The following is a 14,238-nucleotide window of genomic DNA, read 5'->3' on the forward strand; positions in this document are numbered from 1 at the left end:
TTCTTCTTCTTCTTCTTCTACTAAATCATTCCTAAAAAAATAACCACTAGCTTAAGTCAATAAAAAATTAAATTATTACAGCGAAAAAGGTCTTTAAAATTTTTCTAATTTTGCGATGATGACCCCTAACCTTAGTCGGTTAATTTGTGATCAAAATCGCATTTTTGAGTACAAAATACTGATCATTTTTATCGCTAAAATTTAATTATGCTTAAAAAGCAAGCACTTATTAAAGGCGATTTTTAAATTTTGTGAAAAAATTAGCGAGAAAAAATATTTTGCTAAAAAAGTGTGAAGTGTGACACAAATAACTCATAGTTTAATCCTGAAGTTTTTGATCAAAACGATCAGATTTAACATAGGGTTTTAGAAAATAACCACTTAATCTCATTGTTTTCTGTGTAGAAAAACAGAAATTAACATTTTTTAAAGCTTGTTGTTTGTATCTTTTTAGAACTAAGAAAAAAGTAAATTTTTCCTTAGTTTATCCCTTAAACTATAAACAGTATTACGACCGACTTAGCATTGCTACTTACGAAGATAAGTGAGTCTTATTTTCTTAGCCACAGGTTGGATTACTAAGGCTATAAACCTTGTTTAGCTGAGGCTAGATATGATTTTTATAGTTTCTGTTTACTCTGTATGTACACTTGGAATAAATAAGCAATAACTAGCTTAGATTGAGCAAGCTTAAGACTTAACGAAGAGCTTAATCTTATGACGCTTAATCTTTATCAAACAGATTTCACATAGAGAGTAAATTTGTTAGTTACTTATTAAAAGAGAATCATTCTATGACTAAAACAATGAGAGCCGCAGTATTCGTAGAAAAAGGACGTATTGAAGTTGTTGATAAAAAAATTCCTGATGTAGGTCCAAACGATGCTTTAGTGCGTATTACTACGACTACCATTTGTGGTACCGATATTCACATTTTAAAAGGTGAGTACCCAGTTGCTAAAGGTTTAACAGTTGGTCACGAACCTGTGGGTGTAATTGAAAAATTAGGCTCTAATGTAAAAGGTTACCAAGAAGGTCAGCGTGTAATTGCAGGCGCGATTTGTCCAAGCTTTACTTCTTATCCATGTCAAGATGGTTTCCCTTCGCAAGACGGTTCATACTTATTAAACGAAGATGGCACATGTTCATGCCACGGTTATAAAGCTACAGCGGGCTGGCGTTTCGGTAACATTATCGACGGTACTCAAGCAGAATATGTATTAGTACCAGATGCTGAAGCAAACTTAGCGCCAATTCCAGATGGCTTAACTGACGAAGAAGTACTAATGTGTCCAGATATTATGTCAACTGGTTTCAAAGGTGCTGAAAACGCTGATATTCGTATCGGTGACATCGTAGCTGTATTTGCGCAAGGTCCAATTGGTTTATGTGCTACAGCTGGTGCACGTTTAAGAGGTGCGAGTGTAATTATTGCTATCGATGGTAACAATGATCGTCTAAAAATTGCTAAAGAATTAGGCGCAACTGTAACCTTAAACTTCAAAGAATGCGACATTTACGACGAAGTAATGAAATTAACTGGTGGTCGTGGTGTTGACTCATCGATCGAATGTTTAGGTACACAAAAAACTTTCGAACAAGCATTAGCAATCTTAAAACCAGGTGGTACTTTATCTAGCTTAGGTGTTTATAGTGAAGATTTAGTAATCCCATTAAAACACTTTGCTGCTGGTTTAGGTGACCATACTATTCGTACAGCATTATGTCCTGGGGGTAAAGAACGTATGCGTCGTTTATTAAATGTTGTTAAATCAGGTGGCGTTGACTTAAAACCATTAGTAACTCACACTTATGATTTAGAAAACATTGTTGAAGCATACGATCTATTTGCGAATCAAAGAGATGGTGTGTTAAAAGTTGCGGTTAAACCAGGCTTTAACAAATAATGAACGCAACTCATTAGTTGAAGTATAGATTGCTTAGTAGATTTGCTTGTAAGCATTAGTGCTAAGTATAAGGACTAAGCATAAATCTACAAAAAGCGAGCTTACATACTAAACTAATTACCAATTTATTCAAACGTATTTAGGGAAGAGCTAGACGCTGCCCATGAGCGAGCGTCTAGTTCGACCTAATAACCTTATAGCTGCCCATTATCAGCTGTATTTTCACCCAATGTCCATGCTCTACTTAAGTAGATATAGTAGTTTATGGTCGTGAATACTTTTAACTATCTATTTGTATTAATATCCATAAAACTTAAACAAGATCTAATAGATTTGCTGAAATTTAGCAAATCTAGTCAAATCTAATCATATCTAAGCAAATGTATCTAAGTTTAATAAGCTAGATTATTTACAGCTTGATGGCACCTAGATTATTAGGTCTTAGAGAGTAAAAGTACTCACTTATCTTTACTACTATTGGCAATTCTTTTTATAGCGTAAGAATTTACTAAGTATAGTTGTTTACTTAGATTATCGCCTTACGTAGAGCATGTACATATTGTGAAATCATCAGCAGGGTAATGAGTTACCTTGCTTTTTTTACGCTGTGCATGAGCATTCACTAAATATTATTTAAAGTTAAGTCTTTTAATTAGCTCTGCTAGCTCTAAGACTTTGCATACTAGTTTTAAAAAGTGTTTAGTGAATGACACTTTACGAAAACGAGATTAATCCTTATGTTGCTCGATTAGCAGTAAGAACGCTTTTTTAATTTGACTCTGTTTCTTGCTAATTCTTATTTAGAAGTTTGTCACTTGATTTCTAATGCGCAATATTAGGCCCATAGGTAATAAAGAGAGATGTGACTTCGCTCTTTTGCACCTTGCGCTAAGAACTAATTTAGCTCAAAGTCACTAAAGATTAATTCTCATTAGACCTGTAGAAAAGTATTAGTTTTTATCTTAGAATGCTGACATTTCTGTGCCTGTAGCTATGCTTATATTTCTAAACTTAGGTACAAGCAACTGTAATACGAATTACTAAGAATCAGAATTTAGCACTACCGAGGTATAGCCCTAATTTTGCCTTAACTAATTCCAGTAATCAAAGATAATTCCCCAAACTGTGCTTTTTTACTTCTTACCTCAATCCACATCAGGTAGACCCCTGAAGGAGTTTTAAAATGACTAAAATGATGAAAGCTGCGGTTGTAACTCAAGCATGTGATGGTGTTGAATTAAAAGAAATTCCAGTTCCAGCAGTAGGTCCAGGTCAAGCGTTAGTGAAAGTTGAATATTGTGGTGTGTGCCATACAGACTTACACGTAGCTGACGGTGATTATGGTAAACAACCAGGCCGTGTTTTAGGTCACGAAGGTATCGGTATTGTTTCCGAAGTAGCTCCAGATGTAACTAATCTAAAAGTTGGTGACCGTGTATCTATTGCATGGTTATACCAAAGCTGTGGTGTTTGTGAATACTGTACCACAGGTAGAGAAACTCTATGTCGTTCAGTGAAAAACGCAGGTTATACTGTAGACGGTGGTATGGCTGAATACTGCTTAGTAGATGCAGCATACACAGTTAAAGTTCCTGAAGGCTTAGATCCAGCACAAGCTTCATCTATTACTTGTGCGGGTGTAACCACTTATAAAGCAATTAAAGTTTCTGGCGTAAGAGCTGGTCAATGGTTTGTTGCTTTCGGTGCAGGTGGTTTAGGTAATTTATGTGTACAATATGCTGCTAAAGTATATGGTGCACGTGTAATCGCGGTTGACATTAACGATGACAAACTAGAATTAGCGAAAAAAGTTGGTGCTGAGTTTGTAGTTAATGGTAAGAAAGAAGATGCGGTTAAACGTATTCAAGAAATTACAGGTGGCGGTTCACACGCAGCTGTAGTTACTGCCGTATCTAAAGTTGCTTTCAACCAAGCGGTAGAAGCTGTACGTGCTGGTGGTCGTGTAGTAGCAATCGGTTTACCAGTTGAAACTATGGACTTATCAATTCCACGTATGGTATTAGATGGTATCGAAGTAGTGGGTTCACTAGTAGGTACTCGTCAAGACTTAGCTGAAGCATTTGAATTCGGTGCACGTGGTGTCGTTGTACCAGTAGTTCAAACTTGTCCAGTTGAAGAAGTAGGTAAAGTATTCGAAGACATGCACAATGGTCGTATCAACGGTCGTATGGTGTTAGACTTTACTCTAGAAAATAAATGTGGCTGTGGCCATAAACACTAATTTAGGGAGTAATTATTAGCTTAATGCTAATAAACTCTAAATCTTAATTAGTAAGTTGTACCTGACAGACAAACTATTAAGTTTGTAAAAAATATTCTAAAGGTTAAAGGCAAGTTAAGTGATTAACTTGCCTTTACTTATATGAAAAAATCCTCTCGTAAGAGAGGATTCAGAGTGTTAGTTTATGAAATTAAAGGTTTTAAAGAATATACAAGAAAACTATTAAGAAGAAAAGAAATTTAAAAGAACAGAAGATTAAAGAAGAAAAGAAAATTTAAGAAGAAAGATTAATAAACAGTTAAAGAAAATTTAAACTTATTTCTTAGTAGAACTTGCATCAGCATTGGCATTGGTCGAAGGTTCGCCCTCAAGGGTTACGACAATGCGGAATTGCTCACGCAGTCTAGGTAAAATACCTTGTTCAACTAAGTAACTATAACTTGGTAAATCCGGTTTAAAATCTAATTCATCTTTATTTACTAATTTTTGGTTAGTTTCTTGATTATAAGTTAAAGCTCGTAAACCATAGGCTCTAACGTAGTCATCAGTAGCACCACTTAACATGTAAATAATGGTGGCTTTAGAACAAATTAGTTTGTATTTTTTGTCTAGATCTACGGCTTCTTTAGTTGGTAGATCTTTTTTCATTTGTTGACAGGTTGCAACTACTTTTAAGTAATTGTCTATCGAAATAGAATCATACCCTGCACGAGTAAGTGTGTAATCTGTATTTAAAGGTTGATAGAAGTTAGTTAGCAACAAATGATTATAAATTGCAAAAGTAATCGTTTGCCCTTGATGACGTTGTAATAGTTTATTTACAACAAAGTCTGTAGAGAGATTTAGTAATTCTGGATTATTTGCAACAATAGCTTTTAGTTTATCGCTGTATTTATCTACAGGATTTACCTTCGCCTGTGCTGAATCAAACATGCCAAAGCAGCAAAGTAAAGCTGTCAAGGTTAGGGCTTTGTTTAGCATAGAGGTCTCCAGAGAAAAACTATAAGTTCGGTCGAGTATTATAGTTAGTAAACATAGTAAGTCTAAAGCTTACCATTTTGGTCTTGCAAAAGCTTTAGCATAAAAACAGTAAAGAGCGAGATCTATACACATAGATTAGCTATAACTTTATTATAAAGAATTTAAAATGAGAGTGCTAATTTTTGCCGCATTTTCTGCTAAAAGTGCGACTGGTGACCGCTTTTTGCACAATAAAAGAACGAAACAATCAAGATTTTTATCAAAGTGATCAAAATTGTGAAAAGCAATGATGGTGAAAAATTCGCATGCTGTTATTTGGTAATTGGACTGTAATGTATTTCATGGTGAACTAGATTTAGGATTTAGGGAGTATTAATCTTAGACTGGAGACTTTGTTGGGAGTTTTTGTGATATGCCTTTGGTTTTGAGTCGCAACTAAGAAGTACTACATACTCCTCAAGTGCTAGAACAAAAAAGAACCATAACTCTATGAGTTATGGTTCTCAACAAGGAGATTAACCATGAAGTTATGGTTAATACAAATAATGAATTCTTATGTACTTTTTTAGTTCATCTTCTGGATAATTATTTTAGCACATAATTTAGTTTGTTTACTTTTGCTTAGAATACTGAGTAGATATCCCAAGAGAAGAGTGCTAATAACACAACAAAAATCCCAAAGGTAATTAAGAATCCAGGATCAGTAAAGAGATCTTTAACTGTTGTAGTCACAGTATCAATTACACTTCTCCATAAAGGGACATGCTCACCATCAGTGGCAGCACGATAATTAAAGCGTGATTGTTTATTACCTTGCTTAGTATTACTTTTGAATGAGCTTTGTTGATTGTATGAGCTTTGACGTTGTTGAAACTGATAGACATAAGGATCATCATCGTTATTTTGCTGTTGACGTGATTGATGTTGCTGATGGGTATATCTTTGTCGCGCAGCTTGTTCACGTTGATAAGCTTGTCTTCTTTGTTGTTCACGTTCATACTCACGACGCATCTGCTGTTCGCGCTCAAAACGAGCACGAGCTTGCGACTGGGCTTGTGCTTGGTTATTACGTTCCCAAGCCTCTCTTGCTCGCTGTTGCTGCGCTAAGCGTTGCTCTTCTTCGAGTCTACGGGCTTGAGCTGCTCGTTGCTGTTGCTGACGTTCGGCTGCTTCACGTTCTGCTTGAATAGCCGCTTGCTGCGCTGCTCGGAAAGCTGCTAACTCTTGCTCATATTTACTTGTAGAATCTTCTTGAGATGTCGATTGCGAAGTTTGTGATGAGTCTTGAGTTGTTGACGCTTGTTGCGAGTGTTGACTTTGAGAAGATAGACTAGAGGTTGAGCTAGTATCAGAGAAACTATTAGTAGTTTCTTCACTATCATCACTATTATGATTATTATCTAGATCACCAAAAAGTCTTTTATAAGTAGCGAGAATATCTTCTTCCTCATCATCAACCTTACTACTATGAGTAGAGATTTTTTGATGAGTTTTATCGTCATCTTCACTATAAGAAGTTGTATCTTCTTTAGCTTCTAATGAAGAGAAGTAGGTACTTGGATCTTGTTGTAAGAATTTATATAAATCAAAATCATCAGAACTACTGCTTGAAGAATTCTCTTGCTCATTGATCTTCTCTTTAACAGAAGCATATTCGTCAGTGTAATCTTTGTCAGCATGATCTTTATCAGCAGAACTGTTTTCTGTTTCTAGATCTTCAGTCAGATCTTCAGTCGGATCTTCGTCAGAGAGATCAAGATTGTTTAGTCGATCTAAATCTTCTGGAGAGATTCCTAGTTCTTTTAATTCATCTAAATCTTCTTGCGTAATATCTAGATCACTAAACTTATCAAGATCTGCATGCGAGATATCGAGATCACTGAACTTATCTAAATCAGCTGCTGAGATATCTAAATCACTTAGTTTATCTAAGTCTGCATGTGAGATATCGAGATCGCTTAGCTCATCTAAATCTTCATGAGAAATATCAAGATCACTTAGCTCATCTAAATCCTCATTGGAGATATCAAGATTGCTTAGCTTATCTAAATCTTCGTGTGAGATGTCTAGATCACTCAGCTTATCTAAATCAGCATCTGAGATATCGAGATCACTTAGCTTATCTAAGTCTGCATGTGAAATATCGAGATCGCTTAGTTTATCTAAGTCTTCATGAGAAAGATCTAGATCAATAAGTTTATCTAAATCTTCAGCTGATATATCTAGATCATCGATCCCATCTAGATCTTTATCACTAAAGTCTTCGTCATCTAGATCTTCATCATCAAGATCGATATCATCAAGATCAACATCATCTAGTTTATCTAGATTCTCTAGATAGTAATCTAAAGCAGCTAGCTCCTCTTCTTCAGTAAGAGTGCTGTTTTGATTAAAGAAGGCTTCTGCTTCTTCTGCTGAAAACTTTAAATCCTCGAAGTTATCTTTGTCTTGAGAACTGTCATCTTGAGAATTGTTATCGTGAGAACCGTCATTTTGATGATTAGTCTCTTGGTGGTTTTTGTTGAATTTTTCTAGTTCTACGTGATTTTCTGAATCTTTGCTACTTACAGCTTTTTCTTTTGCACTTACACCGTAATAAGTTTGTAAGAACTCTGGAGTAGTAACCTGAAAATCATCTTCGCTTAAGAAGATATCTTTACGATTACTATAATCTTTTTCCTTAGCTTGTTTCCAAGTAGCGTTATCACAAAAATAAATATTCGTAATATGGCTTAGTAATTGGGCATTTAGAACATGTTGTAAGTAGTCGCTATTGCTAAGCACACTAGCAAGACTAGGCACTTGCACAAAACACTGTAGTCGATTGGGGATCAGATTAGCTAAATTGTGCGCTGGATAACTTGTGTCTTTAGTGTCATTATCAGCTAAGTTATTACTTAAACGACGTAATAGACTTTGTAAGCTATGTGTACTGATAACTGAATCAAGTCCTTGTTCTCCATAAGAGAAGATGCCGCAATTTACTTTTTGTAATAAGAGTTGTAAACGTTGTAAGCTGGCACGAATGCTACTAATATTTGCCGCCAGATACTCATTAGTATCTAAAGCGATTACCGCTGTTTTATATGCCCAATTAGCATCTTCTTTCCGCAGGACATAATTAGCTAAAAGAATATAACCATCAGGAAAATCAACGTTTTGTTGACCGTAAACTAGACGTAAGAAACTGTATTCACCAGTTTCTAACTTTTGGATAAAAGAAGGGGGTAAGATGGTTAGATGAGCTATCTCATCTAAGGTATGCGGTGCAGTTTGAAATGAAGTGGTAAAGTCTCCGGCATGAGCTCCACTTGCTTGGCTATGCACCAGATTGCGCGTTATAGGCTGATCTTTGGCTTGATAAAGCAGACCTGCATATAACTGCGGATAAAAGTTACTTGCCATAAAATGTAAATAGGTAATGTTAGGGTGTATTACTTTATCTTAACTTAAGTCTCTATTATAAACTAGGTTTTATTACTTGTTAATTAAGAAAAAACCGTAAGCCTTGCTGGGCTCACGGTTAACTTCAAATTATTTTATAAAGATAAACTTATTTTACGGAACTAAATTAATATTCGTAATGGTTTGAATATAATCGAGTCCAATGTACTCGCTAATGTCGTTGTAAGTGAGAACAGCGAGTTTAAAAGGTAAACGATTTTCAGCTAAGTGCAACAATAGATCATACTGCTCTTTTTCGAGATTTGTAGCAGTGTCTGCTTGAATTTTGGCATGAATACTTTTGGCTAAGCCGAGCAGACCTAGCGTTTGCCAATGGTTTTCATTTAAACCGGAAACTATTGATAGAGGTATTAATTGGTTGCACAAAGGTTGTTGATCGTAGATCTGTGGATATGACAATAGAGCTACGCGACAGAGTTTAACTACATTCACAAAATCATTCATCGATTCTGAGTGATAGTTATTAATGTCGAGTGAGTAGCTAGTATTGATTAAGGCATAAAACTCGGCTAGTGCTGAATAGTAATTATCTACACTTAAATACGGACGTTCTTTACTTAAGTCTTTAAGTTTTTGAATAAAGGTCGTAGCCGTTTCAGGCCATGCACTATGTTTAAGACTATAAGTTTGAATTTGTTTCTCGATTACTTGGGCTTCTTGATTGTGGGTTGAAGCTAAAGTTTGCGTAGGGTGGTATAAGCGTACAACTAAGTACGAACCCACACCTATGCCTAGTAAGAAGGTCGTGAGAATAATGGTTAGAGCGAGTTTATGTTTTTGAATGCCTAGATGTAACCTTTGCCAAAAAGTAAGATTTGTCATGGCTGCAAAGTAAGAGTAAGAATTGTCTTGAGTAAATTATTTACGTGTCAATTACAAACCAGATCCCTAAGCATAATAAGTTAGAGGAATGTCAAGGTAAAGCTAAGCAAAAGTAAAGTTAATAGGATTACCTTTGGTTGTGCTTATTAGGTGATGAGAGTTTGTAATGAATATTTAAAGTTGTGATCGATATGTACAATTGTAATCGATATTTAAAGTTCTAAGTTTAGAAGCAATATTTCTTATATAACTAGTAAGATAGTTCTTCAGATTGCTCTTATGCTAGGTTTTGGAATTACTGAGTGGAATTACTTAGTGTGTTAAGGCTTAGAGGGGAAGAGCCTTAGAGCTTGAGCATAAGAAGCTTAGCAAGGTAAATTATTGAGTAAGTAGTTTACCTTGAGGATACTTTGAAAAGATATTAGTCGGAGAGTTTAGGGTATTTGTGAAGAGATAAAGTGAAGCTTTTACTCTGTTCTATAGTGTAAATATCGTTTTAGTATATTTTACAATAAGCGGTTACTAAATTCTAGAGTTTACTCTCTTTTGTCTTAAAAATTGCGACTGATGACACAGTTTAGTAAAATAATTGCGTTTTTTACGCTTTTCAATTTGCAGTTTATAGAGCGTCTGCATATACTAAAAGGGATTTTTACCATATCAGTTTGAGATGTAAGAATTACCCCTTATTAATTAAAAATTCTCCCTGCTTTAAAGAGAAAAATCGTTTAATTTGAATAAGAGCGTTTGTATGTACTATAAGGTGATTTTAATGAGCTAAAGTACCGAGAAAATCGCATGTTAGTCCAAAAAACTGTTTATAATAGATTTTACATTTACCAGCTTTGTAAGCAGACTTACAATCTTTTTTAATAATCTTACTAAGTAATCTCAAGTAGTTAATCAGAAGTAGTTAATCTAACTAAAATTGCTTTAAGGTTTTACCTAAGTATTTGTAAAGAATTACAAAGTTGTTTTTTGGTTTTAATAAGGTAATGCCATGTTTTCTCGTTATACTTGCACTAAACTCGGTCTTAGCTTAATGTTAGGATTAGGGGTACTTAATCTAGCAACTCCCTCTGTAGCAGCTCCGAGTGCTAGCTCATTAGAAAAAGAGTTAGATATGCTCTTAAAAAACAATGCGGATTTTATTACAGTAGCCGACCATTGGATTTCATTACTTAATTCGGTATATCGCGGGAAGACTATTCCTGCTAAAGAATTAAGTGAGTATACATCTTACTATTTTTCTGTTATCAATAAAAAGTACAAACTAGAAAACAATAAATATAGTTCAGAGTCTGTTGATAACTTTGTGCGCCTATTTTTAGCTTGTACGCAATATTCTGAAGTTGGAAGAAATAGTAAAAACTTCTCCCTTTATAGTAAGCCTTGTTATTTAGTACGTACAGTAGCAGCTGGTGGAGCATTCAATGCGGATGCTTTACAAACTCTAGCCCTGCTTGCTTTACGTGATGACCTACAAGAAAAACAAGCGCCAAGTGCGAAAGATAAAGCACAACTGCAAATGCTCCTCAATCTAGATAACTTAAAAACTCCGTTTAATATTCGTTATTTAGGTTATCAAGATTACGCTAATTACAATCTCGACGATTTTTTCTTTAAAGTTTACCAAGTAACTATTAAGAAATAGAGGCAACATTAATGATAAAGTTGTTTACTTCAACTCTAAAACGTAAAAGTACATGGTTGTTACAAGGAAGTTTAGCGCTTGCTAGTTTAGGAGCTTTAGCTCCGGCGCAGGCGGCTTATAACTATGAGCCATCTAAACTTTCAATCGAACAACTTGAGCGTAATTATTCTAAACTCTTACAACAAAATCCGCAGTTAATTGAACAAATTAAGCAATACTTATTTGAGTATACGCAGTTTGGGCAAAATCGCGATATCACAACTAAAGAATTCTTAATGCAATCAAGTATTTTCTTTGGTTCATTAAACAATAAGTATAAACTTAACAATAATGTTTATACAGCAGATCCAAAAGTAGATCAGTTTGCCCAACTAGGTGCAACTTGTTTAGAGTTTGCCAATCGTAAAGCTCGTATTTTAGAAACGGATAAAAACCATAGCTGTAGTTTTATTTTAGCTATGTATATGCTGGCTGGTTACCAACGTGATGGAGTTCAAACTCTTGCTATGTTAGGTGTACCTACTTATGTTTACTACAACGTAAAAGAAAAAGGAGTAGATAAAGCTAGCCAAGCGGAAATGCAAACCGTTAAGAGCTTTGAAAAATGGAATACTTTTACACTCGACTTTAAACCATTTATTGTTGACTACAATTACTTTAAAAATGTTGGTGTAGATACCGTGCAAAAACTATTTAAAGTAGTACTTAAACCATAGTTGTAGCACTAAAAGCACAAATATGTAAAATCCCCTTCAAGTAAATTCTTGAAGGGGATTTTGCGTATTGATCTATATATTGATCCAGATCTTATGACTGCAGAGCTTAAGCAAAGGTGTTGAGTTTACTACTATCGTAAGTTTAACTACTTTTGAGTTTACTACTTCTAGTAAGTTGTAGTAAGCTTGCTTTTATATAAAATTGCTGCAGTAAAAAATTTATTTTAAAGGGAACTCAACTACTGCACTTGTAGTCTCTTGCTTATCATAGTTAGGTACTAAATTAATACCGTAATTACGTTGTAAGTAACGAATAGCTGCTTGTCCACGTTCATAATACTGACGGAACGTATAAACTTGCCAGTTAAAATCACGGGATAATCTTAGACCTTGTTGACTATGTTTAAGAATAGAAAAGCGTTTTTTACCTAAATCTGAGGTAAGGTTGCCTTTTTGCGCATTAAACATAAAGCCTTGATATAAACTTAAGAGTCCAACAGTTTCCATAAAGTTTACATCATCAAGCATTAATGCACCAAAGTTCATGGCATCTTGGCACGCGTTCGGTAAGCTAATGCCTTTGTTTTGTGAAGTTTTACATGCAAGATAGAAATTCACAAATTGCTGCATACTTTCACTGCTATAGCTTTTAGCAGTTAAGTTGTAACGTAAATTAATATTGGTGAACACCATAAACAGAATGCGCATGTATTGCTTGTAATTCATGCTGCGGTTTTGGTAGTTGCTTTTTAGGAATTTACGTAATTGGGCATTAATTTGCTGAAAGTCATGAATAGTATCAGTACTTGCTTGACTATCGATAATTTGTGCAAGTTCTTGTTTCGACATTTTCTGATAGTCAGCAATTAGTTTTTGATACTTATGAGGCATAGGATTAGTAGCATGGGGTTTTACTACCACTACCTCGGAATTAGTTGTATTCTTTTGTGAGTTACTTTCGGTAGCTGCAAAAGAATTAGCACTCAAAGTAGCAAGGCTCAAGCTCAAAGCTCCTACCGTTGAGTAAGAAAACATCTTTTTCAAAAAACGCATAGTTAATTTGGTAAGTTAAGACTTAGCGCTTTATGGTTAAAGGCTAAGGATACATGAAAAAATAATCGCTGTACCCAGTATAAAGAAAAATTAAGCTTATACTCGGCTATCTTCTTAGACAACTAATTTTAGGAACAGTTGCAAAAATAGTTACTACCTAATGTTTAATAAGAGCAATTCACTGCCCGTTAGCCTAAACTTAAGCTAACTATGTTTGCATGCAGACTTTTTGCCTACTCTTTGAACTAAATCAAGCTTAACTTAGACCTGCTTTATGGTACAAGCTTAATGTTAAGCTTAGCTAAGAAATCTGCCACATTGAAATTAGGATCAGTTAGATCTCTATAGCGTAAAAGACGAGGTTGGAAGTCTTTAGCAACTTTATACACTTTACCTGGAGCAAGATATGTAAGAACTAATTCTTCATTAGCAGTTAAAGGAGTAAGAGCTTGTTGTTTACTTTTTACTTGCTCATAGAGACCCTGCGCAGCATAGGTTTGCACAGCATCGGTATTTAGTGCCGAAAAATATGCTCCTAAAACTAAAGCTAAACATGATGGATTATGGTGTTTAGTTTCTTGGTATAAATTAATACAAATACTCACTAAATCCATATAAGCATTTAAAGAGTCTGAAGTGTAGAGGTTCTTCTCTCCACTAAAACTATAAACCTTATTAATGCTACCGTAGTAAGTAGTTAAGAAGGCATTAAGCTCGGCTGTAGTAATAGTTTTATGAGTATAAATTTGCCGAAAAGCATTCATTAAGTCGGTAGCTTTAAAAACAAGACCGGGATTTTTATCACTAAGAGCTTTAAATTGAGCTTGGAGTTGTGCAGTATTAGCTTGAGCTATCCCTGGAAGAAAAGAGCAGATAATTACTGTTAGTAAACTTGCTCTTTTCACCCATTGCCTCCACACTCTGAACGAGGAAATGAGTTGGTTAAGCATAAAAAATATCAAGGTAAGGGAAAATGAAACTAGACGCTGGTGCTGCAAATAACCGATAAATGATTTGTGATTAGATTTGGTATTTTGCAGCCTTTTATCTATTTTACGAGATTTTGCAATAATAAGGGAGACTAAGTGGTTTAGACGAATAAGAATAATCGCAAAAGGAGCTAAGAAGAGGCGTTTATGCCAAGTTAAGCACTTATTTCTAGAGTTGGCAAGTAGGATTTAGACTGCTAAGTGATTTTTACATACTGCCTTGTAATAACTAGTGACAACAATAAAAATTAAATAGCATTAGAGTGTATTGGTGTAAGCTTGTTAATTAGTTTAGTTCTTCTCTTCTCTTCTCTTCTCTTCTCTTCTCTTCTCTTCTCTTCTCTTCTCTTCTCTTCTCTTCTCTTCTCTTCTCTTCTCTTCTCTTCTCTTGGGAGTATTAAAAAAGCTT

At 34.9% G+C, this 14,238-nt stretch carries 9 protein-coding genes; 4 read left to right on the forward strand and 5 right to left on the reverse strand.

Features of this window, described 5'->3' with window-relative positions:
* Positions 1-794 precede the first annotated feature (794 nt).
* Positions 795-1,907 (forward strand): NAD(P)-dependent alcohol dehydrogenase, encoded by a 1,113-nt coding sequence (locus CKF58_RS03465; RefSeq protein ID WP_119531000.1) that lies wholly within the window; start codon positions 795-797, stop codon positions 1,905-1,907.
* Between the two features lie 1,183 nt (positions 1,908-3,090).
* Positions 3,091-4,149: an alcohol dehydrogenase AdhP gene (gene adhP, locus CKF58_RS03470; RefSeq protein WP_222987682.1), complete on the forward strand. Its 1,059-nt coding sequence runs from the start codon at positions 3,091-3,093 to the stop codon at positions 4,147-4,149.
* Between the two features lie 315 nt (positions 4,150-4,464).
* Here adhP and CKF58_RS03475 read toward each other — a convergent pair whose 3' ends face one another.
* The 3 genes from CKF58_RS03475 to CKF58_RS03485 all read right to left on the reverse strand — a co-directional run bounded on the left by CKF58_RS03475 (position 4,465) and on the right by CKF58_RS03485 (position 9,417).
* Positions 4,465-5,130 carry a hypothetical protein gene (locus CKF58_RS03475; protein WP_147397205.1) on the reverse strand — a complete coding sequence of 222 codons (666 nt, stop codon included), beginning with the start codon at positions 5,128-5,130 and terminating at the stop codon, positions 4,465-4,467.
* Positions 5,131-5,751: 621 nt separating this feature from the next.
* Positions 5,752-8,535, reverse strand: coding sequence for a hypothetical protein (locus CKF58_RS03480; protein ID WP_119531005.1), 2,784 nt, complete (start codon positions 8,533-8,535; stop codon positions 5,752-5,754).
* A 153-nt stretch (positions 8,536-8,688) separates the two neighbouring features.
* Positions 8,689-9,417, reverse strand: a complete 729-nt coding sequence (locus CKF58_RS03485; protein ID WP_147397206.1) for a hypothetical protein — start codon at positions 9,415-9,417, stop codon at positions 8,689-8,691.
* A gap of 1,000 nt (positions 9,418-10,417) precedes the next feature.
* On the opposite strand from CKF58_RS03485, the gene CKF58_RS03490 reads away from it, so the two are divergent.
* Together CKF58_RS03490 and CKF58_RS03495 are read left to right on the forward strand one after the other, a co-directional pair.
* On the forward strand, positions 10,418-11,071 hold the full coding sequence (locus CKF58_RS03490; protein ID WP_119531009.1) for a hypothetical protein: 654 nt from the start codon (positions 10,418-10,420) through the stop codon (positions 11,069-11,071).
* Positions 11,072-11,082: 11 nt separating this feature from the next.
* Positions 11,083-11,787, forward strand: coding sequence for a hypothetical protein (locus CKF58_RS03495; RefSeq protein ID WP_119531011.1), 705 nt, complete (start codon positions 11,083-11,085; stop codon positions 11,785-11,787).
* A gap of 219 nt (positions 11,788-12,006) precedes the next feature.
* Here CKF58_RS03495 and CKF58_RS03500 read toward each other — a convergent pair whose 3' ends face one another.
* Positions 12,007-12,789: a hypothetical protein gene (locus CKF58_RS03500; RefSeq protein WP_119531013.1), complete on the reverse strand. Its 783-nt coding sequence runs from the start codon at positions 12,787-12,789 to the stop codon at positions 12,007-12,009.
* Positions 12,790-13,112: 323 nt separating this feature from the next.
* Entirely contained in the window at positions 13,113-13,745 is a 633-nt protein-coding gene (locus CKF58_RS03505) for a hypothetical protein (RefSeq protein WP_119531015.1), read from the reverse strand.
* Positions 13,746-14,238 lie beyond the last annotated feature (493 nt).

It is taken from the genome of Psittacicella hinzii (assembly GCF_003585935.1).
Classification (GTDB): Bacteria; Pseudomonadota; Gammaproteobacteria; order Enterobacterales; family Psittacicellaceae; genus Psittacicella; species Psittacicella hinzii.

Bases quoted from the DNA above. Each gene is read 5' to 3' on its own strand.
- CKF58_RS03490 (WP_119531009.1), top strand. From the start codon at position 10,418: ATGTTTTCTCGTTATACTTGCACTAAACTCGGTCTTAGCTTAATGTTA.
- adhP (WP_222987682.1), top strand. From the start codon at position 3,091: ATGACTAAAATGATGAAAGCTGCGGTTGTAACTCAAGCATGTGATGGT.
- CKF58_RS03480 (WP_119531005.1), bottom strand. From the start codon at position 8,535: ATGGCAAGTAACTTTTATCCGCAGTTATATGCAGGTCTGCTTTATCAA.
- CKF58_RS03485 (WP_147397206.1), bottom strand. From the start codon at position 9,417: ATGACAAATCTTACTTTTTGGCAAAGGTTACATCTAGGCATTCAAAAA.
- CKF58_RS03475 (WP_147397205.1), bottom strand. From the start codon at position 5,130: ATGCTAAACAAAGCCCTAACCTTGACAGCTTTACTTTGCTGCTTTGGC.
- CKF58_RS03465 (WP_119531000.1), top strand. From the start codon at position 795: ATGACTAAAACAATGAGAGCCGCAGTATTCGTAGAAAAAGGACGTATT.
- CKF58_RS03495 (WP_119531011.1), top strand. From the start codon at position 11,083: ATGATAAAGTTGTTTACTTCAACTCTAAAACGTAAAAGTACATGGTTG.